This window comes from Nocardia sp. JCM 34519.1, from assembly GCF_020361265.1.
GTDB classification, from domain to species: Bacteria; Actinomycetota; Actinomycetes; order Mycobacteriales; family Mycobacteriaceae; genus Nocardia; species Nocardia arthritidis_A.
Window position 1 is genome coordinate 390,222 of sequence record NZ_JAIRBR010000005.1, and the last position, 25,193, is coordinate 415,414.

The 25,193-nt window shown below is 67.8% G+C and carries 27 protein-coding genes; 16 read left to right on the forward strand and 11 right to left on the reverse strand.

Features of this window, described 5'->3' with window-relative positions; translation table 11 throughout:
- Positions 1-10 precede the first annotated feature (10 nt).
- From LGY53_RS16440 to LGY53_RS16485, 10 genes are all read left to right on the forward strand, one after another.
- Positions 11-484 carry an RNA polymerase sigma factor gene (locus LGY53_RS16440; protein ID WP_225727637.1) on the forward strand — a complete coding sequence of 158 codons (474 nt, stop codon included), beginning with the start codon at positions 11-13 and terminating at the stop codon, positions 482-484.
- A complete protein-coding gene (locus tag LGY53_RS16445) occupies positions 484-1,095 on the forward strand; it encodes a methylated-DNA--[protein]-cysteine S-methyltransferase (protein ID WP_167479513.1) in 612 nt (203 codons plus the stop codon). Before LGY53_RS16440 ends, LGY53_RS16445 begins: the two co-directional genes overlap by 1 nt.
- Positions 1,092-1,811 (forward strand): 2OG-Fe(II) oxygenase, encoded by a 720-nt coding sequence (locus tag LGY53_RS16450; RefSeq protein ID WP_225727535.1) that lies wholly within the window; start codon positions 1,092-1,094, stop codon positions 1,809-1,811. Before LGY53_RS16445 ends, LGY53_RS16450 begins: the two co-directional genes overlap by 4 nt.
- A 21-nt stretch (positions 1,812-1,832) precedes the next feature.
- Entirely contained in the window at positions 1,833-2,096 is a 264-nt protein-coding gene (locus LGY53_RS16455) for an Ada metal-binding domain-containing protein (RefSeq protein WP_225727536.1), read from the forward strand.
- Positions 2,097-2,165: 69 nt separating this feature from the next.
- Complete coding sequence (locus tag LGY53_RS16460; protein ID WP_167475839.1) at positions 2,166-2,558, forward strand: hypothetical protein; 393 nt, start codon at positions 2,166-2,168, stop codon at positions 2,556-2,558.
- Positions 2,555-3,106, forward strand: coding sequence for a DUF3558 domain-containing protein (locus tag LGY53_RS16465; protein ID WP_225727537.1), 552 nt, complete (start codon positions 2,555-2,557; stop codon positions 3,104-3,106). Before LGY53_RS16460 ends, LGY53_RS16465 begins: the two co-directional genes overlap by 4 nt.
- An 88-nt stretch (positions 3,107-3,194) precedes the next feature.
- Positions 3,195-4,112 carry a TIGR03621 family F420-dependent LLM class oxidoreductase gene (locus LGY53_RS16470; protein ID WP_225727538.1) on the forward strand — a complete coding sequence of 306 codons (918 nt, stop codon included), beginning with the start codon at positions 3,195-3,197 and terminating at the stop codon, positions 4,110-4,112.
- Between the two features lie 94 nt (positions 4,113-4,206).
- Positions 4,207-4,464 (forward strand): type II toxin-antitoxin system Phd/YefM family antitoxin, encoded by a 258-nt coding sequence (locus tag LGY53_RS16475; protein WP_225727539.1) that lies wholly within the window; start codon positions 4,207-4,209, stop codon positions 4,462-4,464.
- On the forward strand, positions 4,457-5,383 hold the full coding sequence (locus tag LGY53_RS16480; RefSeq protein WP_225727540.1) for a helix-turn-helix transcriptional regulator: 927 nt from the start codon (positions 4,457-4,459) through the stop codon (positions 5,381-5,383). Before LGY53_RS16475 ends, LGY53_RS16480 begins: the two co-directional genes overlap by 8 nt.
- Before the next feature lie 69 nt (positions 5,384-5,452).
- Entirely contained in the window at positions 5,453-6,217 is a 765-nt protein-coding gene (locus LGY53_RS16485; RefSeq protein ID WP_225727541.1) for a glucose 1-dehydrogenase, read from the forward strand.
- Between the two features lie 301 nt (positions 6,218-6,518).
- Here LGY53_RS16485 and LGY53_RS16490 read toward each other — a convergent pair whose 3' ends face one another.
- The 9 genes from LGY53_RS16490 to LGY53_RS16530 all read right to left on the reverse strand — a co-directional run bounded on the left by LGY53_RS16490 (position 6,519) and on the right by LGY53_RS16530 (position 16,458).
- Positions 6,519-8,642 carry an MMPL family transporter gene (locus LGY53_RS16490; protein ID WP_225727542.1) on the reverse strand — a complete coding sequence of 708 codons (2,124 nt, stop codon included), beginning with the start codon at positions 8,640-8,642 and terminating at the stop codon, positions 6,519-6,521.
- A 2-nt stretch (positions 8,643-8,644) separates the two neighbouring features.
- The gene (locus tag LGY53_RS16495) at positions 8,645-9,838 is read right to left on the reverse strand and encodes a peptide synthetase (RefSeq protein ID WP_225727543.1); all 1,194 of its coding nucleotides are present in this window, start codon (positions 9,836-9,838) and stop codon (positions 8,645-8,647) included.
- A 27-nt stretch (positions 9,839-9,865) separates the two neighbouring features.
- Positions 9,866-10,909, reverse strand: coding sequence for an NAD(P)-dependent oxidoreductase (locus LGY53_RS16500; protein ID WP_225727544.1), 1,044 nt, complete (start codon positions 10,907-10,909; stop codon positions 9,866-9,868).
- 3 nt (positions 10,910-10,912) lie between these two features.
- Positions 10,913-11,278: a hypothetical protein gene (locus LGY53_RS16505; protein ID WP_225727545.1), complete on the reverse strand. Its 366-nt coding sequence runs from the start codon at positions 11,276-11,278 to the stop codon at positions 10,913-10,915.
- The gene (locus LGY53_RS16510; RefSeq protein WP_225727546.1) at positions 11,275-12,948 is read right to left on the reverse strand and encodes a fatty acid CoA ligase family protein; all 1,674 of its coding nucleotides are present in this window, start codon (positions 12,946-12,948) and stop codon (positions 11,275-11,277) included. Before LGY53_RS16510 ends, LGY53_RS16505 begins: the two co-directional genes overlap by 4 nt.
- On the reverse strand, positions 12,945-13,844 hold the full coding sequence (locus tag LGY53_RS16515; RefSeq protein ID WP_225727547.1) for a hypothetical protein: 900 nt from the start codon (positions 13,842-13,844) through the stop codon (positions 12,945-12,947). Before LGY53_RS16515 ends, LGY53_RS16510 begins: the two co-directional genes overlap by 4 nt.
- 8 nt (positions 13,845-13,852) lie before the next feature.
- Complete coding sequence (locus tag LGY53_RS16520) at positions 13,853-14,902, reverse strand: 3-oxoacyl-[acyl-carrier-protein] synthase III C-terminal domain-containing protein (protein WP_225727548.1); 1,050 nt, start codon at positions 14,900-14,902, stop codon at positions 13,853-13,855.
- A 441-nt stretch (positions 14,903-15,343) separates the two neighbouring features.
- Positions 15,344-15,703 carry a hypothetical protein gene (locus LGY53_RS16525; protein WP_225727549.1) on the reverse strand — a complete coding sequence of 120 codons (360 nt, stop codon included), beginning with the start codon at positions 15,701-15,703 and terminating at the stop codon, positions 15,344-15,346.
- 77 nt (positions 15,704-15,780) lie between these two features.
- Complete coding sequence (locus tag LGY53_RS16530) at positions 15,781-16,458, reverse strand: TetR/AcrR family transcriptional regulator (protein WP_225727550.1); 678 nt, start codon at positions 16,456-16,458, stop codon at positions 15,781-15,783.
- A gap of 122 nt (positions 16,459-16,580) precedes the next feature.
- Between LGY53_RS16530 and LGY53_RS16535 the strand changes: the two genes are divergently transcribed.
- The 6 genes from LGY53_RS16535 to LGY53_RS16560 all read left to right on the forward strand — a co-directional run bounded on the left by LGY53_RS16535 (position 16,581) and on the right by LGY53_RS16560 (position 23,393).
- Complete coding sequence (locus LGY53_RS16535; RefSeq protein WP_225727551.1) at positions 16,581-18,137, forward strand: succinic semialdehyde dehydrogenase; 1,557 nt, start codon at positions 16,581-16,583, stop codon at positions 18,135-18,137.
- 28 nt (positions 18,138-18,165) lie between these two features.
- Positions 18,166-18,993 carry an SDR family NAD(P)-dependent oxidoreductase gene (locus LGY53_RS16540; protein ID WP_225727552.1) on the forward strand — a complete coding sequence of 276 codons (828 nt, stop codon included), beginning with the start codon at positions 18,166-18,168 and terminating at the stop codon, positions 18,991-18,993.
- Positions 18,994-19,110: 117 nt separating this feature from the next.
- On the forward strand, positions 19,111-20,283 hold the full coding sequence (locus tag LGY53_RS16545) for an SPFH domain-containing protein (protein WP_225727553.1): 1,173 nt from the start codon (positions 19,111-19,113) through the stop codon (positions 20,281-20,283).
- Between the two features lie 660 nt (positions 20,284-20,943).
- The gene (locus tag LGY53_RS16550) at positions 20,944-22,344 is read left to right on the forward strand and encodes a hypothetical protein (protein ID WP_225727554.1); all 1,401 of its coding nucleotides are present in this window, start codon (positions 20,944-20,946) and stop codon (positions 22,342-22,344) included.
- Positions 22,345-22,347: 3 nt separating this feature from the next.
- Complete coding sequence (locus LGY53_RS16555) at positions 22,348-22,851, forward strand: hypothetical protein (protein ID WP_225727555.1); 504 nt, start codon at positions 22,348-22,350, stop codon at positions 22,849-22,851.
- Between the two features lie 35 nt (positions 22,852-22,886).
- Positions 22,887-23,393 carry a hypothetical protein gene (locus LGY53_RS16560; RefSeq protein WP_225727556.1) on the forward strand — a complete coding sequence of 169 codons (507 nt, stop codon included), beginning with the start codon at positions 22,887-22,889 and terminating at the stop codon, positions 23,391-23,393.
- Here LGY53_RS16560 and LGY53_RS16565 read toward each other — a convergent pair.
- Together LGY53_RS16565 and LGY53_RS16570 are read right to left on the reverse strand one after the other, a co-directional pair.
- Entirely contained in the window at positions 23,387-24,181 is a 795-nt protein-coding gene (locus LGY53_RS16565) for a putative protein N(5)-glutamine methyltransferase (RefSeq protein ID WP_374111189.1), read from the reverse strand. The genes LGY53_RS16560 and LGY53_RS16565 overlap by 7 nt on opposite strands.
- 87 nt (positions 24,182-24,268) lie before the next feature.
- A complete protein-coding gene (locus LGY53_RS16570; RefSeq protein WP_374111191.1) occupies positions 24,269-25,144 on the reverse strand; it encodes a YdcF family protein in 876 nt (291 codons plus the stop codon).
- Positions 25,145-25,193 lie beyond the last annotated feature (49 nt).

Here is a 25,193-nt window from a genome sequence, read left to right on the forward strand (position 1 = left end):
GGGTGTGAGTTTGCCTCCGTTCGAGCAAGTGGTCGCCGAGTACGGGCCGATGGTGCTTCGGGTGTGCCGGGCGGTGCTCGGTCCCGATGACGCGCCGGATGCCTGGTCGGAAACCTTCCTTTCGGCGCTGCGCGCCTATCCGGACCTGGCCCCCGACGCCAATATCGAGGCCTGGCTGGTCACCATCGCGCACCGCCGCGCCATCGACGTCGGCCGGGCGCTGACCCGCGCGCCGGTTCCGGCCGACACGCTGCCCGAGCGTCCGGCACCCGGCGCCGATCCGGCGGGCTACGACCCGGATCTGTGGTCCGCGCTCGCGGCGCTGCCCGCCAAGCAGCGCCAAGCGGTGGCCTACCACTATCTGGCGGGCCTGCCGCACGCCGAAATCGCCCAGTTGCTCGGCAATTCCACCGACGCCGCCCGCCGCGCCGCCGCGGACGGCCTGAAAACATTACGAAAGATCTACCAGGAGGACCGATCATGATGGTCACCATCCCGGATCCGAACGGCCTGTTCGACGCGCTGTCCGCGGATAGCGCCGATACCCTCGCCGGGCTGCACCGCAGGCTGGCCGCCGAGGCCGAGCAGGCGGGTCTGCTCGATATCGCTTACCGCACCGTCGACACCCCGGTCGGCTCGCTGCTGCTCGCCGCGACCCCGGCGGGTCTGGTGCGCGTCGCCTACCCGAACGAGGATCACGATGCGGTGCTCGCCGCACTGGCCACCCGGATCAGCCCGCGGGTACTCGCCGCGCCGGGCCGCCTCGACGCGGTGGCCCGCGAGATCGACGAGTATTTCGCAGGCGCCAGAACGCATTTCGACTTGCCGCTGGATCTGCGGTTGACCGGCGGGTTCCGCAGGCAGGTGATCGAGCATCTGGCCGATATCGGTTACGGCCGCCGGGCCAGCTACGCCGAGGTCGCGGCGGCGGTCGGGAATCCGCGCGCCGTGCGAGCGGTCGGCTCGGCGTGCGCCAACAACCCACTGCCCGTGGTGATTCCGTGCCACCGGGTGGTGCGCAGCGACGGGTCGATCGGGCAGTACGTCGGCGGCGTCGCGGCGAAGAATACGCTGCTGGCCCTGGAGGCGGCATGAAATCCACTGCCGCACTGACGGATCGGGTCGAGGCGCAACCGTGGGACGAGCTCGCCGGGGAACTCGACGCGCACGGTTGCGCTCAAACCGGACCCATCCTCACGCCGGACGAATGCGCCGGATTCGTCGACATGTGGGACGACCGGCCGCGGTTCCGCGCCACCATCGATATGGCGCGACATCGCTTCGGGCAGGGCACCTATCGCTATTTCGCCGATCCGGTGCCCGCGCCGATCATGGAGTTGCGCGCCGCCTTCTACCGGCGGCTGCTGCCGGTGGCACGGTCCTGGGCGCAGCGGTTGGGCGATCCGGCGCCGTGGCCGGACGACTTCGGCGACTGGCTCGAAACCTGCCGCGCCGCAGGTCAATCCAGGCCGACGCCGATACTGCTCCGCTACACCGAAGGGGATTGGAACGCACTGCACCGGGACCTGTACGGAGAGTTGGTATTTCCGCTGCAGGTGGTGATCGGTCTCGACCGGCCGGGCATCGACCACACCGGCGGTGAATTCCTCCTGGTGGAGCAGCGGCTGCGTGCGCAGTCGAAAGGCACGGTCACCGTGCTGGAACAGGGTCACGGGCTGATCTTCACCACCCGCGACCGGCCGACGCCGTCCAGCCGCGGCTGGTCGAGGGCGCCGGTGCGGCACGGCGTGAGCCGCCTGCGCGGCGGTATCCGGCACACCCTCGGCCTCGTCCTGCACGACGCCGAATAACCGCGCACGCCAACCGGATCCATGTATACCCTGCTCGACGCCGCGGGCCGGCCATACGCCAGCGCGACCCCGGGGCGGTTGGGCGGCCATCGGCGCGCCAAGATCTACGGCCGCCTCGACTGCCCATCCGCACTGCGCGCGCTGGCCCGCGGCCACTACCGTGACCAGCGGGTCTTCTTCGCCGACGAGGACATCGCGATCCGCGCCGGCTTCCGGCCGTGCGCGGTCTGCCTGCCCGACCGCTACGCCGCGTGGAAAGCGGCCCGGCGCAAAGATTCTCTGTGATCCGCGGAACCGGACGGCGCTGGTGTACGTCCATATGATCGGAGGGCACTACCGGAAGGGGTGAGCCCAGTGCCATTGAACAGTCCGTTCAGTTCGTATATCCAGGAGGCGAAGTCGGGGGCGCTGTCGGTGCGGATGGATCCGGCGGGCTTCGTCGCCATCGACACCGCATGCCAGAATCTGATCACCGAACTCATTGCCGCGCAGACCGTCGCACAGCAGATCGCGTACAACGAGACCTGGGGCCTCGGCGAGGACGCCGGAGCGAAATTCACCTCGGCGGCCGAGCTGGTGCGGATGTTCCAGGAGAAGGGCGTCGGCGGGCCGAACAACGCCTACGACACGCTCACCGACTACATTTCGGTCGCGCAGGACATCAAGTCGCTGTTCAAGACGATCTGCGACTCCTACGTCCGCGCCGACGCCGAATTCGCCGCCAAAATGCGCGAGCTGCAGCCATGAGGCGTCGATTCCGCGCCGCGCCAGCGGATTTCGCGATCGCGGTGGCCGCACTGCTGGCCGGATGCGGCGGCGGACAGGCCGCGAGCGGCGATTCGGCGACAACGGCCGCCCCCAGCAGCTCGGCCGGTGCGGTATCGCAGCCCTTCGATCCGTGTAAGGCGCTCACCCCGCAAATCCTCGCCGACCACCAGTGGGACGCCCGCCCGGCCGCAGCGCAGAACGACCGCGTCGCCGACAGCACCCGCACCGGCTGCGTCTATGTCGCGAAGGCGGGTTACGGCTTCGTGGTGCAGACGACCAACAGCACGCTCGCCCAGGTCAAGAGTAAATTCCCGGACGCCGCCGATATCGCGGTCGGTGCGCGGAAAGCCCTGCGCTACAAGGCGCATCCCGCGATCCCCGGCGGCTGCGAGGTGAACGTGGAGATGCGCACCGGCTCGCTGTTCGTCGCCACCAACGTGCCACCCACCTCGGCGAACCTCATGACCTGCGATCTCGCCACCCAGATCGCCGAGGTGGTCGCGCCCCTACTCCCGGCGGGCAGCTGACACACCGGAATTCGCGCTCCGCTGAATTCCGCGCATCGCGCCGATCGCGAATTACCGTGTGCGGCAAGGGCGGAGAAGGGTGGAGACGATGCGGATCTCGATGGTCGGCGATCCCGGTTCGGGTTCATGGGGCGAATTCGCCCGCCGGTGCGACGCGGACGGATTCGACGCGCTACTGGTCCCGGACCATCCGGGCTCCTACGCCGCCCCGCTCGTCGCACTGGCCGCCGCGGCGACGGTGACCGAACGAATCCGCCTCGGCGCCAACGTGATCAACGCGGGCATGTGGGAACCCCTACCGCTGGCCAACGAACTGGCGACGCTGGACCTGTTATCCGGCGGTCGCGCGCAGTTCGGGATCGGCGCCGGCCACACCCCGGCCGAATGGCTCATGCAGGGTCGCCCATACCCGTCGGCGGGCGCGCGAGTGGACCGGATGATCGAGGTGGCCGACGCGACCCGCCGACTTCTCACCGGCGACCCCGTAACCTTCGACGGCGTGCACGTCCGCCTGCGAGAGGCCGTCCTGACCCGCCCGCGACCGATCCAACAGCCCATCCCGCTGCGCATCGGCGGCGGCGGAAACCGCGTGCTGCGCCACGCCGCCCGGCACGCCGACATCATCAGCTTCTCCGGCACCGGCCGCACCCTCCCCGACGGCCACAACCACGAGGTCAACTGGCACCGCGACCAAATCGACGCACAGATAGACCACGTCCGGGCCGCCGCAGGCGACCGCAACCCGGACTTCGAGGCGCTGGTCCAATACGTCGAAATCACCGACGACGCGGAGGCCGCCGCCACCCGTTTCGCCGCCGAAATACCGGACATCACCGCATCCGACCTGCTGGCCGCACCCTACGTGCTGATCGGCACCCTGCCGGAACTGATCGACGAGTTGTCACAACACGAAAAGCGCTGGGGTTTCCGCCGATTCGTCATCCGCGCGGCCTACTACGACGCGGCGGCGCAACTCCTCGCGGCGCTCCAGGCTCGGACCGGCTGACGCGAGGTGGTCTACTGTTCGCGGGATCAACCCACGCGTGCCGAACCCGGCACCATGGTGGTGCTGCCCCGAGAGGAATGCATCCAGGACCACTATGTCCGCCAGTGCGGCCCGCGCCGATCTGTACCCGCTCATCGAGCAGGTCAACGACGACGCCGTGGCCATCCACATCACCAGCCGCAAAGGTAACGCCGTCCTCATTTCCGAGGACGAGTACAACTCCCTGCGCGAAACGATCTATCTGCTGCGTTCCCCTGCCAACGCTGCCCGCCTCGCTGAGGGCATCGCACAGGCCGAAGCTGAGGACACCGTCGAGGTGGATATGGAGGAATTCGCGAAAGGGCTTGAATGAAACCAACGAAGTAAGCGGCGATCTGCCGGGAAGCGCGGAGCCGCGCTGGATTGTTGACCAGGCCGTGACGAGTGATTCCGGTGTGGGGCGCGGTCGGCGCCGCGAGCAGCTTCGTGATTTCCTGCGGACCCGGCGGGCCCGGCTGACTCCTGGTGAGGTGGGCATACCCGTCGTCGGCACGCGGCGCACGCCGGGATTGCGGCGGGAGGAGGTGGCGATGCTCGCTGGGGTTGGGGTTTCTTGGTATACGTGGCTCGAACAGGGGCGGGATATCAAGGTTTCGGGGGAGGTGTTGGAGGCGGTGGGGCGGGCGCTGCGGTTGAGCGGGGCGGAGCGGGAGCACCTTTATGTGCTGGCCGGGCTGAATCCGCCGCGGGTCGGCGGGGGTGCGGGGGGTGAGGTGGGGCCGGAGTTGCGGCAGTTGGTGGATGCGTGGTCGCCGCGGCCCGCGATTCTGCGCGACCGGTATTGGAATCTGTTGGCTATCAATGACGGAACGCGCACGGTGTTCGGCTACGGCGACGGCGATCACAACTGCGTGATCTCGTTCTTCACCAATGTCAGGTATCGGGGTGCGCACCGGCAGTGGGCCGCGAACGCGCCCGCCGTGGTCGCCGCCTTCCGAGCGGCAGCGGCGCATGCGCCGGACGATCCGGGCTTCGGCCGGGTGGTCGCCGAATTGAGTTCGCTGAGCCCGGAATTCGCCGAACTGTGGGCCCGGCACGACGTCGGGATTCCGGCTCAGGCGGTGAAGGCGGTGCATCATCCGGAGGTGGGTGACCTCTTCTTCGACACCACGACGCTGGCCGTCGTCGACCATCCGGACTGGTATCTCGAGCTGTACAACCCGCGCCCGGATACCGAAACCGCGGCCAGGGTCGAACGATTGCTGCGGGTTCGGGTCGCGGCACCGGCGTGAAGGTGGTGGTGCCACACCCATGTTGATTGCACACTGGTTGCCCTTCGGTCGAAACAGCACGCTGAACCCATGGCACACAGCAGTTTTCGATTCCAGGACAAGGTCGCCCTCATCACCGGCGGTTCCAGCGGCATGGGGTTCGCTACGGCTCGTCGACTGATCGATGAGGGTGCGCGGGTGATCGTCACCGGACGTGACAAGGCCAAGCTCGATGCCGCCGTCGCGGAACTGGGCGAGCGGGCGCTCGGAATCGCCGGTGACGCAGCGGATCTCGCCGACCTGAGCGCGCTGATCGAGGCGATCCGGCAGCGTCATGGCCGACTCGACATCCTCTTCGCCAATGCGGGCGTCGCCTCGTTCGGGCCGAACCACGCGGTCACCGAGGCCGAATTCGACCGGGTTGTCGGGATCAATTTCAAGGGCGTGTATTTCACCATCCAGCAGGCGATTCCGCTGCTGTCCCGGGGCGGCGCGATAGTCGTCAACGCGTCGTGGACGCTGCATCGCGGACTGCCGGGCGGCTCGCTGTACTCGGCGACCAAGGCGGCCGTGCACAATCTGGCACACACTTTGGCGGCGGAGTTGGGGCCCAAGGGTATTCGGGTCAACTCGGTGAGCCCCGGCTATATCGAGACCCCGATGTTCCATGCCGCGGTATCCGCCGACGCGAAGTCCGCGGTGGCCGGGGAGATCGTCGCGGGCCGGGTCGGCACCGCCGAGGAGGTGGCGAATGTGGTCGTCTTCCTCGCCTCGTCCGAAGCGGCCTATGTCAACGGCCAGGATTTGATCGTCGACGGCGGTCTGGTCGCCGCGATTGCGGGCGAGCTCATCTAGGCCGGTAGACAACGATTCGGGAACATAAGTGCCGGTACGTTGCGATTTCGTTATCTTCCAACGGTTTTCGGTGCGCATTTGCCCAGCTCGCGGTCGCTCATAGCGAACGAACACCGGCACGATCCGTTGCGCGTGCGATTGTCGCCGTTCCGATGCGACTTATCCGCGCGGATGTGGCAGCATCCTTGTCGAGGCCGGGGTCCTGAGAAAGGTTCGGACAACGGTCGGATCGGCTGCTGCGGCCCCAATTCGCTTGGGGCCGCACGGCAGCCAGCCTACCGGTCGGTTCGGAATGCGCAACTCACATCGTGGCGGCCGATTCGGTGTGCGCGGTATCGGTGAGTTCCGCCGCCCGCCGCGGGCGCGAAGGCCACGGCAGCCACCAGTTGGCCGCTCCCATCAGCTGAACAAGGGCCGGTACCAACAACATTCGCACCAGCGTGGCATCGACCACCAGCGCGATGATCATGCCGAGCCCGATGAACCGCATCGGCGTCAACGGCGAGAGGGTGAACGCGCCCGTCACCAGGACGAGCAGCGTCGCGGCCGCGGTGATCACCCTGGCCGTCCTGACCGTGCCGATCCGCACCGCCGCCGAGGTATCCGCGCCGGCGGCGCGCGCCTCCACCATGCGCGACAGCAGGAAAACCTCGTAATCCGTGGACAATCCGAATACCACCGCGATGATCAGCACCATCATTCCGGCGGCGATCGGCCCCGGGCTGATGCCGAGCGGTCCGGCCAGGTGACCGTCGCGGAAGATCCAGGTCAGCACGCCGAAAGTGGCAGCGAGACTGAGGAATGCCATGGCGACGGCCTTGATCGGCAGCATGATCGAGCGGAAGGCCGCGGTGAGCAGTACGACGGTCGCCGCGACCATCGCCAGCACCATCAGCGGCATCCGCGCGACGATCGAATCGACGCTGTCCACCGTCGCGGCGGTATCGCCGCCGATCCGGAGTTCGGTTCCGGCGGGCGGACGTAGCGCGCGCATCGAATGGACCGCCGCGGTCGCGCGTTCACTGCGGTCGGCGGCATCCAGGAAGCCGTGCAGCACAACGAAATCGTCGGCCCGGCCCACCTGTGCCACCTGACGCACGCCAGGGACCGCGCCGAGTTCGCGCACCGCCGCGTCCACCGCGGCGGATTGCGGTGCGGCGCCGTCGGTGCCGCGCAGCACCGCGGTGACGCCGCTGCTCGCCGCCGGGAACTTCGCGGTGAGTTCTTCGACGGTCGTGCGCATTTCATTGCCTGGCGGCAGCGCGCGCTGATCGATATCGCCCAGCCGCAGGCCGGAAAGCGGCGTGGCGAGCGCCAACAGCGCGGCGCCGACCGCGAGCGCGACCAGCCCCGGCCGCCGCAGGACCCCGTCGACCACTCGGCCCCAGAGGTTTTCGGTCCGCGCCGACACCCGCGAGCGGCCGACCCGCGCCCCGAACAGCGCAAGCAGCGCGGGCAGCGCCGTGAGCGAGAGCGCCGCGGCCAGCGCCACCGCCGCGATGGCGCCGAAACCGAGTGAGCGCAGCACCGCCTGCGGATAGGCGAATGTTCCGGCGAATGCGCAGATCAGCAGCAGCGCCGAAAATGCGATCGTGCGACCGGCGGTGGCGCAGGTGCGCTCGATGGCCACCGGCACCGGATATCCGTCGGCGATCTCCTCCCGGAACCGGGTGACCAGGAACAGTCCGTAGTCGATCGCCATGCCGAGCCCGAGCAGCGAGGCGATATTCACCGCGAACGTGCTCACCTCGGTGAATTCGGTGATCGCGCGCAGCGCCCCGAGCGAACCGAATACGGCGAGCAGCCCCACCGCCACCGGCAGCGCCGCGGCCACCGCGCCGCCGAAGACGAGCACCAGCACGAGCAGCGTTACCGGAAGCGAAATCGATTCCGCCACCACGAGATCGTGCTCCGACTGTGCGGTGATCTCGGTGGACAGCGCGCTGTATCCGGAGAATCGCACCGTGACGCCCGGAATATCCAGCGCCGCACGGATATCCGGATAGGCGGTGACCCGGCGGTTCTCGTCACCGGCCAGGAAGGCCACCGCCGCCGCCTGCCGGTTGTCCGCCGAACGCAGGTACTGCCGCAGCGGCGGCACACTGTTCCAATAGGTTTGGACCGGCCGCGCCAACAGGCCGGGAGCGATCCGACTCACCGCGCGGCCGATATCCGGCCCGATATCGTCGAGCGATTTGCCGTCCGGCGCGGTGTATATGGCGATCACATCCGGATTCTGCGGTCCGAGATGCTCCTTGACCAGGCGATCCACCTGCGCGGATTCGCTTGCGGGAGCGATGAATCCGCCCGCGCTCACCCGCTTGGCGGTATCCGCGCCGAACAGGCCGAGCAGTGCGATGACGCCGGCGACGATGCACAGCACCGTGCGCGGCCTGGCGATGACGAGACGAGCCCAGGTGACCATGGTCAGTCCGCCGCGGCGGGTGCGAATTCGCGTTCCAGCGTCGCGGCGATCCGGTCCAGCAGCGCCTCCAGCCGCTCCTCGACGCCGACGCCGTTGCGGGCGGATACGGTGATATGGGTTCGGCCATCGTATTCCGCGACCCCGAACAGCAGCGGCATCATCCCGCTGTGCTGGGGCAGCATCCGGATATCGGTGGCCCGCCAGCCGGGTACGGACAGGTCGTCGAGGCGGAAGCGGCCCATATTGCTGACGGTGGCCGAGACCATATTCCGGCCGAGCCGCGCGCCGATCCAGTTGCCCGCGTGCATGATCGCGTGCGCGACGCCGTCGGGGAACGCCAGCAGGCCGCCGTTGTTCATCTGGTTCAGCTCGCGTTTCTCCGCGAGCCCGGTGCGGATCCGCGCGTTGATCGTCCGCCAATCCTCGCCGGGTGCGACGTCGACGAACAGCGGCAGTGCCAGATTCGCGGTGGAGCGCAGCTGCGGATCGTGCCTGCGCAGATCGACCGGAATCATGAAACGTGAAGTGGCGCCCGCGGTTTCGGCGAGTATCGCGGCCACCCGCGCGAGCGGGCTCTTCCCGGCGAAATCGATGGTCCGCTGCCGCAACAGGTGTCGCTTCATACCGGGCAGCTGCCTGCCGTGACCGGTCGCGGCCGGATAGATCGGCAGTATCGGTGTCGGCTTGCCTGGCGCGCCGATCCGGGAGACGAGTTCCGCGTCCGCGATCGGATCGGTTGCGCCGATCGGCTCCTCGCCGCGCAGCGCACGGAAGATATCCAGCACCCACATCACCGTGCCCATACCGTCCATGACGCCGTGAAAGGTGCGTACCACCAGGGTGACCGGCGCGCCGGTGAGCAGCAGCACCTCGCAAGTGCGATCGGGGGTCGGTCCGATCGGGCTGGTCAGCACCGGATCCTCTTCCAGCAGCGGATATTTCACCGTCGCGCCCGGGACGACGCGGACCGCGGCGGCCCGGCCGCTGTCCACCCAGTACCGGCCGTCGCGGATCAGCCGGGAGCCGGGATTCGCCGCCGAGGCGATATCTACGGCCCGCTGCACCGCACCCGGGTCGAGGTCACCCGAGCCGTGAATGACTATCTGCATCAGGAACGGCGGCGCGAGTTCGCGAGCCCACAGATACATGCGTTCGGTCGGCGAGATCCGCCTGCGGAAAACGGTGTCAGTGCTCATCGGTGCTCCGATCGGCGAGTGTGCGGTTCAGCGCAGGTCGCGGGTGAGTGCGGCGATTCCGCCCTGCGTTTGCAGCCAGTCCAGAAAGCTTTTGAGCCCGGTCTCCCGGTCGACAATCGGCTGATAGCCGAAATCCCTTGTGGCGGCCGAGGTGTCGTAGGTGGCACTGCGGGTGAGCAGCGCGAACGCGTAGCGCGACAGCGGCGGTGACCAGCGGGTGGCGACGGCGGGCACCCGCCAGATCGTCTCGATGACGTTCACCACGGCGGCGATCACCCGCGGGTTCGGCTCGCGGCCGAGCGGCGGATAGCCGAGTTCGGCGCCGACCTGTCCGAGAAACTCCCAGACATCGGTCTTTTCGGCATCGGCGACGAAATATGCCTTGCCGCCCACCGCATCCGAGGCCGCCGCCTTGACGCAGGCGTCGACGATATTGTCCACGTGGCACAGCGAGGCGTACACCTTTCGGCCGAACGACAGATCAGGCAGCCGTCCGGCGGCGGCGCGGCTCAGCAGCCGAACGATCGGCCCGGACCGGTCACCGGCGCCCCAGATGGCGCGCGGACGCAGCGCGCAGGTGCTGAAGCCCGCGGTGTTCCCGGACAATACGGCTCGCTCGGCGGCCGCCTTGGTTTCCGAGTACAGGTTCAGATAGCGGTGCGGATAGGGGAGCGACTCGTCGACATCGAGCAGATCCCCGCCGTGGTAGTCCATGAGCGCGCTCGGGCTGGAGATGAAGACGAACCGTGCGGCCCCGGCGGCCCGGGCCGAGCCGAGCAGGCGGGTGGTGGCACGCACGTTCTCCGCCCAGAACTGCTCCCGCGTCCCGCGCTCGTCGACCCTTGCGGCGCTGTGGAATACGGTATCGATGCCCGCGGTGGCGCGGTCCAGCGAGGCCGGATCGGCGAGGTCGCCGACTATCACCCGCACCCGATCGATGGCGGGACCGAGATCGTCGAGCCTGCTGCTGCCGCGGGCGAGGATCGCCACCTCGTGTTCGCCGTCGTCGACCAACCTGCGCACCAGCGCCCCGCCGAGAAACCCGGACGCACCGGTCACCAACACTTTCATCGTCTACGCTCCTTTCCCCGACGCCACGCTGACCGCGGAAGCGAAGCGCCCCCGGTAACGCATCAGCGCCTGCTGAGCACGACGAAAGCCGAGCGCCAGCGAAGTGTCGTCGTGCTCAGCCCACCAAGTCATCCCGAATATCTGCGTGAGCAGTACGGTGCGTGCGGGCGGCCGTCCCGACCCTTGGGCCGCCCGCAGCGCCGCCGGTACCTGCGCCGCGTGCACCACGACGCTGAGGAACGCGTCGATCCAGAACACCGCACGCAGCACCCTGCTCTCCGGCGCGTTGCCGGTGGCCGCGGCGGCGACGCCACCGGCCAGGTACAACCATCCGAGCACCGGAATCGCCCGCAGCGCATAGATTTTCATCGCGCGACCCCGAGCTGTTTCGCCGCCCAGACGGCGAGCTGTTCGCGCCCGATCTTGGCGTTGTGCCGGATATCGACCGGGAATTCCCGGTGACAGAGGAAATCCGAAATCGTCCTGGTGAGCTCGAATTCCGCGCCGCGCGCCCGCAGCGCCGCCTCGACGGCGGCGGCATCGGCCCCCGGCTCGAGTTCGAAACACAGCACCGGCCGCTGCGCGCCGCGCGGCCCGACGCCGACCAGCGCGGTGCGGGCGACACCCGCGACGACATTGAAGACCTGCTCCACCCGCACGGTGAACATCGGCCCCGCCGCGGTGACCACCCGCTGACTCTTGCGCCCGCAGAACCAGATCCGGCCATCGTCATCGATCCAGGCGAGATCTCCGGTGCGATGCCAGATCCGGTCGCCCTCGGCGATCTTGCCGAACAGATTCGCCGATTCCGGCCAGTAGTACCTGGTGCTGACATTCGGCCCGGTGACGACCAGTTCTCCTATGCCACCGGTCTTTTCGAGTTCTCCGGCGAGCTCGTCGACCCGCTCCCAGGTGGGTATCGGATCGTCGGTGACGGCGACGATCCGCGCCTCGACCCGGTGCGCCGGACGTCCGATGCAGGTGCCGTCGCCGCGGTGCGTCCGCTCGGTGAGACCGGAGAACAGTTCCCGGGATTCGATGGTGGACATCGGCAGCGCCTCGGTCGAGCCGTAGCCCGCGTAGATCAGGATCTCCTCGGGCAGCACCTCGCGCAGTCCGGCGATGCACCAGTCCGGCACCGGCGCACCGCCGGAATAGATGCTGCGCAACGATTTCAGATCCGCCGGGCGTCGCCGCAGGTGCGCCAGCAGTGGGATGAGCACCGCGGGCGAGGCGAACATGGTTCGCACGCCGAATGTTTCGATGGCGTGCACCACATGCGCCGGATCTGTCGCGCCGACCTTGCTCGGGATCAACGGCGGTAGCACGCACCGCGATCCGAGCAGCAGATCGAGAATTCCGACCAGCGGCAGGGTGATCAGCGAGGTCTGCGGCGCGATCTCACCGCGCGCCACATGCACCTGCTCGACCATCGCGGCCAGGTTGCCGTGCGTCATCTCCACCGCTTTGGCGGGACCCGTACTGCCCGTGGTGAATCCGATGACGAGCAGATCGCCGTCCGGCGCCGGTGTCGCGGCGGGCAGCGTCCCAGCCGGTACCCGACCCCATTCGCGCAGCGTGTCACCACCCCAGAACCACCGCCTGCCGACGGTGACCGCGGTGCGCACCCGACGGAAGCCGCCGCGGAACAGCACCCGCAGCGCATGCGCCTGCGGTATGCCGATGAACGCCTCGGCGTCGACGGCGCGCAAGCAGCGCAACATCTTTCGCACACCCATGCCCGGATCGATGACGACCGGTACCGCGCCGATCTTCAACAGCCCGAACAGGATCGCGTAGAGCTCCGGGCTCGGCAGCACCAGCACGATGGTGCGCGTGCCGGATCCGACGCCCGCAGCCCGCAGATGTTCGGCGATGGCGTCGGACCAGGCGTCGAGCTCGCGGTAGGTGATATCCCGGTAGGCAGGCAGGCCATCGAGGTTCGTGCCGTCCGGGTAGAGCACGGCCTCGCGGTCGGGCTCGCTCCGGACGACCTCGCGGAACCGGTCGATGGCCTGCCAGTAGGTTCCCGTTGTCACGCGGGGGCTCCGACGAGCGCCGGAAGTCGGTACAGGGATGCGGCCGCCGCCGGCCCCGCGCCCGCAGCCACGAACAACACCTGCGTGTGCGCACCGAACCCGCCCCCGGCGAGCGCCCGCGCGTAGGCCAGCGGCAGCGCGGCGGTGTGCGGGTCACCGTAGGTGAGATCCGGGGTGAACACCGAATCCGCCTCGATGCCAAGGCTTTCCGCCAACCGCAGCGGGAATTCTGCGGTCGGTGTCGAGGCGATGAGCGCGACGCCGTCGGTATCGATCAGCACACCGCGCGCGGCCTGCACCGCGACGTCGAGCAGCCGCTGCGCGAAATCCGGCTCCCGCTCGACGGTCATCAGGCCGCGACCGATCGGACCCATGGTCGCGGTGTCGACGTAGGCCTGCACCGCCGGGGTGCCGTCGCCGGCCGCGGTGTGCACCCGGCCGAAACCCTCCGGCTCGTCGGTGCGCGCCAGCAGCAGCGCGGAACCCGCTGTGCGGTAAGGGAAGTCGTCGGCGGCCGCGAACCGGGTCAGCGACGGATGGGTGTCGCCGGAGACGACGAGCACATGCTCGGCACTGCCGGTCTCCAGGATCGATGCGGCCACCTGGACGGCGTTGAGCACACCGGTCGCGCCGTTCATCAGATCGAAGGAGAAGGTGCGCGGATCGTCCTTGGCGTACTCCAGCCCGATCCCCGCCGTCCGCTGAATCAGCGCCGAGACGGCCGGTTCGACCGTATTGGAGTCGCGGAAGATGCCCGCGTTGATCAGTACGCCCACCTGATCGGGCCGGATTCCGGCCAACTCCAGGCTCTTTCGCGCCGCGCGCCCGCCGTGCTCGACCGCGCTGTGCGTGTCGTTGCCGGTGCTCACACCGACGGATTCGATACGAATGCCCATGATCGACCTCAGACCTTCAGCGACGAGATGGTGGTTGACACGAATCCGGTGACGATGCCGGAGGCCGCGGGGATGAGCAGCAGCTTCGAACCCGCCGGGATGGCCTGCTCGCTCAGCTGATCGTGCAGCACGATGAAATGCGAAGTGGTGGAGGTATTTCCGTACTTCTCGATAACCCGCAGGTCCGGCGGCATCGGGCTGCCGAATTCGCGCTCGCAGATGGCGTTCATCCACGGGATGGCCGCCGCGCCGAACTGGTGGTGGATGACGTAGTCGAACTTCTCGTCGGCGAATACCCGGCCCCGCGAGGCCAGGAAGGTCTGCTGCGCGTCGGTGCCGAGCAGGAACCGGTCCTCGTTGTGCATCCGGCGGTTGTCGGTGTAGAGCGCGACGCCCTGGGTGCGGTCGCTCGGCATGCCCAGGCAGCACTGCGAATATTCCGCCGCGGTCATCAGCTCGATGTAGTGGATGACATCGTTCTCGTCCACCGCCTCGTCGAGTACGACGGCCGCGCCGGAATCGCCGACCGACAGCGAGGCGAACTGCAGATCGTATTTCTCGGAAATCTCGTTCACCGCGGTATCGGCGATAGGGGTAATCGCCTCGCCGCTTACCACCAAACCGTTGCGGACGGCGCCGGAACGGATCATCCGGTCGAGAATGTAGGCGCCGGTGAGCATTCCGGCGCAGGCATTCGAAATATCGAACGTAATGGCATTGTTCGCGCCGATATGCCGGGCGATGGCACCGGCGAAGGACGGTTCCATGTACATCCGGGTCGCATGCCTGCTGCGCGTGATCGAACTGGAGATCACCACGTCGATCTCCCCGGCCTCATACCGTGACCTGGACAGACAGTCCGTCGCGGCCTTGATCGCGATGGCGAAGGAGTCCTCGTAATCGTCCGGATCGGTGGCGTGCACGCGACGTTCCTTGACACCGGTGATTTTTTCGAGATCGAAAGTAGGGGGTTCCTTCAGGCGGGAAAGCAACTCCTGCGTTGTAACGACTTTCTCGGGCAGATAGGCACCGATGGATTCGAACCGAGAATGCGACACGTGCGCTCCTGGGAATCGTTGATTGTTACGGTTCCGGATCGTCTCTGATCGTCGGTGCGACGGACACTACCCGACGGTAACTAGGAACGGCTATGCACAACTCCGACGAATCTTTCTGGGACAGTTACCCTTTCGAGATAGCTGTTTCAGTGAGTCGCACCAATGGCGCGTTTGCTGGCAATGATGGGGCTTACCGTGTGCCCGCATGCGAGCATCACCCGCTCGGAGCCCATGCGGCGGTAGGTGTCGATGCAAGTTTCGCGGTGCAAGGCGCGCAATGGCGAACGCGCGGCTAATGGCGCTGTGCCCCCAGGGTCGGTGACCCCAGGGGTCTGGTCATAGCGAATCGATGTGAGTGACCTCACTACGGCTCGTCCGCGTACTCCCGCGTACATCCCGCATTTCGGAACGGAAATGAACTCCGTTGCGGCGCAACAAGTGTCAGTTGCAGTCGAAGGTGCCCTCGGTGGACTGTCCGTTGTTCCACACCGCTTTCCAGTCGGAAGTGACGGCGCCGGTGCAGAAGTGCACCCAGTCGAGGGTGCCGGTGGCGCTGCTCGGGTGCCCCACCGGCACCCCGTTGACGAAGATGCCGGCGCTGATCGTGTGATCCGTTACTCCTGGCGGACAAACGTTCTGGGCGTGCAAGAGCAAGCGTGGCCGGCTTCCGTTGACCATGCCCCAACTTGCGGTGACCGAGCAGCCCTGGGCCGCGGCCGACGCGCTCGCGGTAGGGGTCAGCAGCAGTCCCGCGGCGATGGTGATCGCCGCGGCGAACAGCGGCACGGCACGTTTGCCCATGATCTCTCCGATTCGATTGGGGGCCGGGCATTTTCATCCGGCCACACCTGGAATCACGCGGATCGCGCCGCCGGGGTTCAATCGGCGAAGATGCCGGGCAGTTCCATCGCGTAGGCGAGGTCGTCGCGGGTGCCGAGGGTGGTGAGCAGCACCCGGATCATCGTGAGGCGTGCCGCGGCAACGATTTCCGCGTCGGGCTCGCCGCCCGGCGTCGCACCGGAGGCGATCCGGTAGACCACGTATTCGCAGACGTGCAGTGCCGCATCGAGATCCAGCGGGCTCGGCACGGGACGGCCGAGGGCGGTGAAGGTTTCGCGAACCAGCGCGCGAATATCGTCGAAGGCCCGCTCGCGGTACGCCGATACCGGTGAGGCCGGGTCGTGGAGTTCGGCGAACAACGGTCGCAGCATCGGCCCGTGCCCGCGCGCCCAGTCGAGATAGGCGTCGATGAGCCGGATGCCGAGTTGTACCGGTTCGTCGGAGCCGGTGAGCGCCTCCCTGATCCCGCCGACCAGTCCGTCGTTGGACGCGGTGAGCAGTGCGTGCAGCGGTTCGGTGGCGTTGCCGAAATATCGGTAGAAGGTCGGCCGCGCCAGACCGGCCTGCTCGATGATCTGTGCGACGCTGAGCCCGCGCGACCCGACCCTGGTGAAGACCTCCGCCGTGGCGAGCACGATCCTGGCCCGCACCTCGCCGGCCTGTTCCGGCGTCTGCGGCGGGCGGCCGCGTTTCGGTGCGGCGGTATCAGTGGCCATCGTGGCGCCTCACAACCCGGAGCTTGTCATACCTGTGCCGCACCCGAAGAGCTTGACACGGATCCCGGCGGACACATTAATCTAACACCACTGTTCATTTAATTGTGGGAGAGGGCGGAACCATGACCCAGCTGGCCGAACCGCGGGCGTTCGCCGAGGTGGCGTCGCTGCTGCGGCACGCCGTCGCGGGCGGTGCGCCCGCCGTCGAGGTGTACGCGCCCGCCACCGGGCACAAAATCGTCGACCTACCCCAGTCGTCCACCGCCGACATCGACCGCGCCTTCGCCGAAGCCCGTCGCGCGCAACAGGTTTGGGCAGGCACGCCGGTCGCCGAGCGGGCCGCGGTGCTGCGTCGCTTCCACGACATCGTGCTGGCCGAACAGGACGCGATCCTCGATATCGTGCAGACCGAGACCGGCAAGTCCAGGGCGCACGCCTTCGACGAGGTCGGCGATGTCGCGGTGAACGCCAGGTATTACGCGTCGGTCGCCGGGCGGCTGCTGGCCACCCGCAGGCCGCGCGGCGTGCTCCCGGTGCTCACCCGGGTGGATGTGCGGCACCGGCCGAAGGGCGTCGTCGCGGTGATCTCGCCGTGGAACTATCCGCTCGCCCTCGCCGCATCCGATGCGCTGCCCGCCCTGATCGCGGGCAATGCCGTGGTGGCGCGCCCGGACAACCAGACCGCGCTCACCGCGCTGTGGGCCATCGATGCCGCCGAGCGCGCAGGCTTGCCGCGCGGGCTGTGGCAGGCGGTGCTCGGCCGCGGTTCGGCCATCGGCGGCGAGGTGATCGCCCGCGCCGACTACGTCGACTACACCGGATCCAGCGCGACCGGCCGCACCATCGCGCGGCAGGCGGGGGAGCGGCTGATCGGCTACTCGCTCGAACTGGGCGGCAAGAATCCGCTGCTGGTACTCGACAACGCCGATATCGCCCGCGCCGCGAAGATCGCGGTGCGCGCCTGCTTCGCCTCCGCCGGACAGCTGTGCGAATCGATCGAGCGAATCTATGTGCACGACAAGGTATACGACGCGTTCACCGCCGAATTCGTGTCCAACGTAAAGGAAATCAGGCTCGGCAGCGGGCTCGACTTCGACAGCGATATGGGTTCGCTTACCTTCCAGCGCCAAATCGACACGGTCGCCGCGCATGTCGACGACGCGGTGGTCAAGGGCGCGACCGTGCTCGCGGGCGGTAAGGCGCGGCCCGACCTCGGCCCCTATTTCTACGAACCGACCGTGCTCGCCGGCGTCCGGCCCGGCATGACCGTCTATCGGGAGGAGACGTTCGGACCCGTCGTCTCCCTCTACCGGGTCGGCAGCGACGACGAGGCCGTCGAACAGGCCAACGACACCGCGTACGGGTTGAACGCCAGTGTGTGGACCCGGAATACGGCGCGCGGCCGCGCGGTCGCGGCCCGGATCAACGCCGGTTCGGTGAACGTCAACGAGGGCTTCATCGCGGCTTGGGGCAGCGCCGACGCGCCATCCGGCGGGCTCGGCATCTCCGGCACCGGGCGCAGGCACGGCCCGGAGGGGCTGCTCAAGTACATCGATACGCAAACCATCGCGGTGCAACGGGTATTGCCGATCGCACCGCTGCCCGGCATGTCCGAGGAGCTCTGGGCCAAAGCCATGACGGCCTACTTCGGCGTGATGAAAACGCTGCGCCAGAAATAGCTTTCCCACCACATCGAACAGGAGCGTAATGAAAACGGTTGCGGGCAAACGGGTTCTGGTGACCGGCGCGGCGATGGGACTCGGCAGGCTGTTCGCCGAGCGCGCGGTGAGCGAGGGCGCGGCCGCCGTCGTGCTGTGGGATATCAACGAAGTCGCGCTGCGCGAGACCGCCGCCGAACTCGCCGCGCGGGGTGGCACCGTGCACCACTACACCGTCGACGTCGCGCGGCCCGAGGCCATCGCCGAGGCGGCCGCGGCGGTGCGCGCGGACGTCGGCGATATCGACATCCTGGTCAACAACGCCGGAATCGTGCGCGGCAACAACTACTTCTGGGAGACGAAGGACCGCGCCGACATCGATAAGACGATGGCGATCAACGCCCTCGCGCCCATGTACGTGACGCTGGAATTCCTGCCCGCCATGGTGGCCGGGACCGGCGACGCCCGGGTGCTCACCATCGCGTCCTCGGCGGGTTTGGTGGCCAACCCGAGGATGAGCGTGTACGCCGCCTCCAAATGGGCCGCGCTCGGCTGGTCCGATTCGGTGCGCATCGAACTGGAGCAGGCCGGGCATACGCACGTCACCGTCACCACCGTGTGCCCGACCTACATCAACACCGGAATGTTCGACGGCGCAAAGGGTTTCCTGTTCACCCCGATCCTGGACGCCGACTCGGTGGTCGACACCTCGTGGCGCGAGATGAAGGACGGCACCCCGCTGGTGGTGCTGCCGTGGACCTCGCGGCTGAACCGCGCCATCTCCGGACTGTTACCCATCAAGCTGCGCGACATGTTCCTCAACGGCGTCGGCGTATACCACTCGATGGACGACTTCACCGGCCGCACCCGTTCATGAGGCATTAACGCGGCCTGTGCTCCGATGGATACTGACATCGCAAGGGGCGCAGGCTTACCGCGCCGTGGTTTACTCTGGCGCTGCGGGTAGCTGTGCCCGAGGGAGGACGGAACACACATGGGCCTGATGGACATGATCAGGGGCGAATTCGTCGACATCATCGAATGGCTCGATGATACGAATACGACGTTGGCCTGGCGCTTTCCCCGCTACGAGAACGAGATCAAGAACGGCGCCGAGCTGATCGTCCGGGAGGGTCAGCAGGCCATCTTCGTCTACCGCGGTCAGCTCGCCGACACCTACGGTCCCGGCCACTACACGCTGACCAGCGAGAACATGCCGATCATGTCGACGCTGCAGGGTTGGCGGTACGGGTTCAACAGCCCGTTCCGATCGGAGGTCTACTACATCAACACCCGCCCGGTCACCGATCTGCGCTGGGGCACACCGCAACCGGTGACGGTCCGCGACCCCGATTTCCGCATGGTGCAGGTACGGGCCAACGGCACCACCATCGTGAAGGTGATCGATCCGGCGACGTTCCTGCGTCAGGTGATCGGCACCGAGAGCGTTGTCGATATGGAGCAGATCACCGAGATGATCCGCCGCAATATCGCCCTCGCCTTCTCCGATATGGTCATGGCCAGCGGACTCGGCGCCATCGACCTACAGGGCCGTCAGGTCGAATTGTCCGATAAGCTGCGCGAATTCGTCGCACAGCGGGTGCAGTCGTTCGGGCTCGGCATCGACGCGGTCACCATGACCATCTCGCTGCCGGAGGAGATCCAGCAGGCCATGACCCGCGGTGTCGCGCGCGGTCTGGAGGAGAGCGGCTACATCAACAATATCGGCGATGTGAACCGCCTGACCCAGGTGCGGGCGGCCGACGCCATGCTCGCCGCCGCGCAGAACGAGGGCGGCGGTGTCGCGGGCGCGGCCATGCAGGCCGGACTCGGCGTGGTGCTCGGCGGTCAGATGGCGGGTGCGGTGCAAGGCGGTTTCCAGCAGCAGGGGTACCAGCAGCAGGGCTACCAGCCGCAGCCGCAACAGGCTCCGCCGCCGCTGCCGCAGCAGCAGGTCTTCCATTTCGAGCTGAACGGGCAGGCGGCCGGACCGTTCCCGATCGACCAACTGCGCCAATATGTTTCGAGCGGTCAGCTGACCCGCGACACCAATGTGTGGAGCGAGGGCATGGCCGGGTGGGCCGCCGCCTCGACGGTGCCCGCGCTACAGACGCTGTTCGCCGCGCCGCCCCCGCTGCCGGGCAGCCCGCCGCCGCTGCCGCACTGAGTGTTTCGGCCCTCGGAGTCGGATCCTGTTGCATACCAACAGATTCGGCTCCAGGGTTCCGGCGCCGAGCGGTATCCATTCGGCGATACGGCAGCTCGAGCAGTGTATCGCCGATGGTTTCGCTCGAAGCCAAGACCGAACAGTTCGCGAAGGAGACACATTCGTGTCAGGGGGAGAACTACGGTTCCGCGGACGGAGCGCCATGCTCCGACGCGGCGGCATCCGGTTCGCCCGGCCCAGGTCCTCGGCGGCGCTGTCGAGCACCCGGCTCTCAAGCATAATCCGCACCACCCGCCCGATGTGGCGCGCGCACAGAACCAGTGAACAAACGTGAATTACCAACCGCCGCAACCGCCGCCACTCCCGGGTGACCCGCCGCCCACCGGCCCGGATCCGGACCGGACCCCTTCCGGTCCGCCGCCGCTGCCCCCGCGGTCGGGCCCTCGCAACGATGGTGCGCCATTCCCGGGATCCGGCGCACAGATGGGCCAGGCTCCAGCCGGTCCGCGGTCGGCAACTCCGTACCCGCCCCAGAACTTCGGAGCCGGTCCGATGTCGCCGCCCACTGGATCCGCCGCTCCGGCCGGTCCACCGCCGCTGCCGCACGGCGGTGTCGGGGTGGGTGGCCCGCCGCCGCTGCCCCCGCAAGGTGGTATCGGGGTGAGTGGTCCGCCGCCGCTGCCGCCGCAAGGTGGTCCGGTGATGGGTGGCCCGCCGCCGCTGCGTCCGGCCGGTCCGCCGCCGTTGCCGCAGCAGCCGCAGTTCGCGGGGCAGCCGGGTTATGCGGCTCCGCCGGTCGCCACCGCGGGGCCGGGTGTCGCTCCGGCGATCGGGATTCAGATTGCGCCGCAACCTGTTCCGGCCAGGCAACAGGAGCAGCAGCCCGCGCCGGAGGTGGCGGATCGGGCGATGCTGCATCGCACCGAGCTGACGCGCACCTATCCGTGTTCGGCGTGCGGTGGGCAGCTGGCCTTCGATATCGCCAGCCAGAAGTTGCGCTGCCCGAACTGCGGTAACTATTCCGAGATCACCGCGCCGAATACGCCGCCGCAGACGCGCGAATTGTATTCGGCCATGGCGGAATTGCGGGAGCTGCAGGCGAACCGATCCGGGCCGCAGGTGAGCGGGCAGTGGGAGGTGGTCTGCCAGAACTGCGGTGGCAAAACCGAATTCAACGGCAGCCTGACCGCGACCAAATGCCCCTACTGCGCGACGCCGATCCAGCGCGACGATGTGCACAACGCCCCGGCTCGCCTGCCGGTGGACGGCCTGGTGCCGTTCCGGATCGATGAGAAGCAGGCCAGGCAGCTCATCGAAAAGTGGGTCACCAGGCGGTGGTTCGCGCCGAGCGATTTCAAGAAGTACCGCCGCGTGGGCGCGTTCTCCAGCCTGTACACCGCCTACTTCACCTATGACGCCGATACCAGCACCTGGTACGAGGGTGAGCGCGGCGACGACTATCAGGTGCGGGTCGGCACCGATGACGACGGCGATCCGATATACGAGACGCGCACCAACTGGTATCACGTATCCGGGCAGGTCGCCAATGATTTCGCGGATCTGCCGGTGCTGGCCAACGACGGCGAGAACCTGGACCGCAAGCGGATCGCGTCGCTCGAACCGTGGCCGGTGGACGAGGCCCGTTCGTATTCACCGGAATTCGTGGCCGGGCATCTGTGCCGCACCTACGACAAGGATGCCGAGCAATCGCTGCCGGAGGCGCAGCAGCGGATGGAGCACGCCATCGAGTCGACGGTGCGCTCCGATATCGGCGGCGACCACCAGCGCATCCACAATCTCCAAATCGATTGGCGCTACCTGGGTTTCAAACATCTGCTGCTGCCGATCTGGCTGCTCACGGTGATATACGACGAGAAGCCGTTCCAGGTGTACATCAACGGTCTCACCGGGCAGGTGTCCGGCGACCGGCCGTGGAGCAAGGTGAAGATCGCGCTCGCGGTGCTCGCGGCCATCGTGATCGTCGTCGTCGCCATCGCGATCTTCAGTTATTTACGCGCACACGGACATTCGACCAGTCATTCGACGCATACCAGGAGGTAGCGCATGATCGTGATCTTGCTGATCGTGGTGGTGCTGATCATCGCGGGCGTCGTCGGCGCGGTGGTTCTGCTCGCGCGCAACCAGCGGCGTTCGCAGGCCGCGGCGAACGAGGTCGTCCCCGGCCGTGCGACCCGCGCACCGATCTCCTGGGCGGGTTCGCACGATCCGGAGGCGCGGCTGCACCGCCGATTGCGCGACGCGATGGCGGCGCTGCGCACGGTGAGCGCCATCGACAACGGCACTACCATTGTGCTGCGCGCGGATCTGGAGCAGACGGCGTTGTCGATAGACGACCATCTCGTCGCCATCTTCGGGTTGCCGCAGGCGAACAAGGCCGAGCTGCTGGCCTCGGCGACGAAGGCGGTGGAAGCCATCGAGGCCGGTGTAGCAGAATATGCGTCGTCGGCGACAAGGGCCGACACCGCTCAGCTGGAGGCGGGTCTGGGAGCGGTGCGCGACCAGCTGACGCTGATCGCCGAAATCGAGAAGAGTTTCGGCCCGCGCTGATCCGATCCGCGTCGGCCATGACAGGGGAGGAATAAGTGTTCCCATTGTTCTCCGGGGGAGGGCTGCTCTTCGTCATCGCGGTGGTGTTCATCCTGTTCTTGGTGACCGGCCGGAGCAACAGGCGCCGCGAAGAGGCCCAAGCCCAGCAGGCCAACGAGGTGATCCCCGGCCGCCCCACCCGCGCCCCGCTGCACTGGCTGACCTCCAACGAACGCGAAGCACTGCTGCACCGCCGATTGCGCGACGCGATGGCGGCGCTGCGCACGGTCATCCCCTTCGACAATGGAATGGGCCTGAACCTACGCGCCGATCTGGAACAGTCGGCGCTGGCGGTGGACGATCACATCGTCGCCCTCTACGGTGTCGCGCCCGCCCTGCGGGGGAATCTGTTGATGACCGCCCTGCACGCGGTGCAGGCGATCGAAGCCGGGGTCGCGCAGTACTCGGAGGCCGTCACCCAGGGCAATGTCGCCCAGCTCGACCAGGTGCGCAAACAACTCGCGATGGTCGCCGAGATCCAAAGAAGTTTCGGCCCTTACTGATTCGGTCGAGTGCCGATCACGGCCGTCGCATAGTACTCAGCCGATTCCGCCACCCGCGCGGTCAATCCGCATCGTTCGAGATACGCCGCGGCCGATTCGACCTGTCCCGCACCGGCTTCCACGAACACCTTGCCGCCCGGCGCCAACCAGTCCGGCGCTGCCCCCGCGACCCGGCGGAACACCGCCAACCCGTCATCCCCGCCGTCGAGGGTGATGTGCGGTTCGTAATCGCGTGCCTCGGGCGGCATATCCGCGATCGCCGCGGTCGGCACATACGGCACGTTCGCCAGCAGAATATCGACGCGCCCCGCCAAATCCGTTGGCAGCGCCGCGAACAGATCGCCCTGATAGACCCGCCCGCCGAGCGGTTCCAGATTGCGCCGAGCACAGTCCACCGCGGCCGATTCGATATCGCTCGCGACGAGCTCGACGCGAATTCCGTCGAGCTCGGTCGTGAACGCCATCCCCAAAGCCCCCGAACCGCAACACAGATCGACCGCGACCACCTCGGTGCGACCGGCCACCGCCGCCACCGCCTCGTCCACCAGCAGCGCGGTGCGCCGCCGCGGCACGAAAACCCCCGGCGCGACGGCGACCCGCAGCTTGCGAAATTCCGCCCACCCCACCAGATATTCCAGCGGCGTCCCGGAAACGCGCTGCGCGACAAGGCTTTCCAGCTCGGCACCGGTGGCGGCCGCCTCGATCAGCAGCCGGGCCTCGTCCTCGGCGAACACACACCCCGCCGCCCGCAGCCGCGCGATCACCGCGGCGTCATCCGTCGACATCATTCGGACATCCTCGCCACCGTCGACCGGTGACGCCAACCCTTAACGCGCGTCGTGCGGGCGATGCCCCGCCCGCACGACGCACGCGGATCAACGAGCGGTGGCCAACCGGAAGGTGCGGGTGGCATCGAGGTAGATGCCGCGCTGACTCTGCCGGGCGGGCGGCGGCAGCTGCGAGACCAGCTGGTCCAGCGAGGTTGTCGCGCCCACCACCCGGACCCCGGCGACGATGAAATCGGCGACGGCGCGGCGGATGTGGTTCGGCGATGTCACCACCACCGCGCTGCTCGCGCCCAGGTCGCGCAGCATCCCGGCGCTGTACAGGGCGTTCTGCACGGTGGATCCGGCCCGGTTCTCCACGTTCACCCGGTTCGCGGGCAGTCCGTGCCCGACCAGCCAGGCGCGCATGGCCTCGGCCTCGGTGACGCCGTTCTGCGGATTGCCGCCGGTGACGACCACCGGGGACAACGGTGACGCGACCGCCTGCAGCCAGGCCGCCTGCAGCCGGTTCACCAGTTCGGGGCGCAGTGCGCCGTCGGGCAGCAGCCCGTAACCGAGCACCACGATGCCGGTCTGCGGGCCGACCAGCGCGGGCAGCGGATTCGGCAGTGTGCCGACGGCGGCGCCGATCGCGTTGAGCACGTTGGTGGTTCCGGCGGCCATGGCCGGGTCGAGGGCGTTGAGCCGGGCCATCGCATCGGCCATGGCGGGCAGGTCGTTGGCGTAGTGGGACCAGATGGCCTGCAGCGCAAGCGCCTCCGCGTCGCGCGGATCGGCGCCGAGCAGCGTGCGCAGGTCGGCGCGGCCCGCGGCGTCGTCGCCGTCGGTGAAATTGCGCTGGGCGGAGTTGTAGAGGGCGTCGGTATCGGGTGGTGCGGCCTGGGCGGGCAGGCCGGATAGTCCGGTGAGGGCGATGGCCGCCGCGGTGGCGGCGACCACGGTTTTCACATGCTCCGAGATCTTCACTACAGTCGACACCTTTCCGAGCGTGGAGCGATCTTCAGGTACGTCAGCT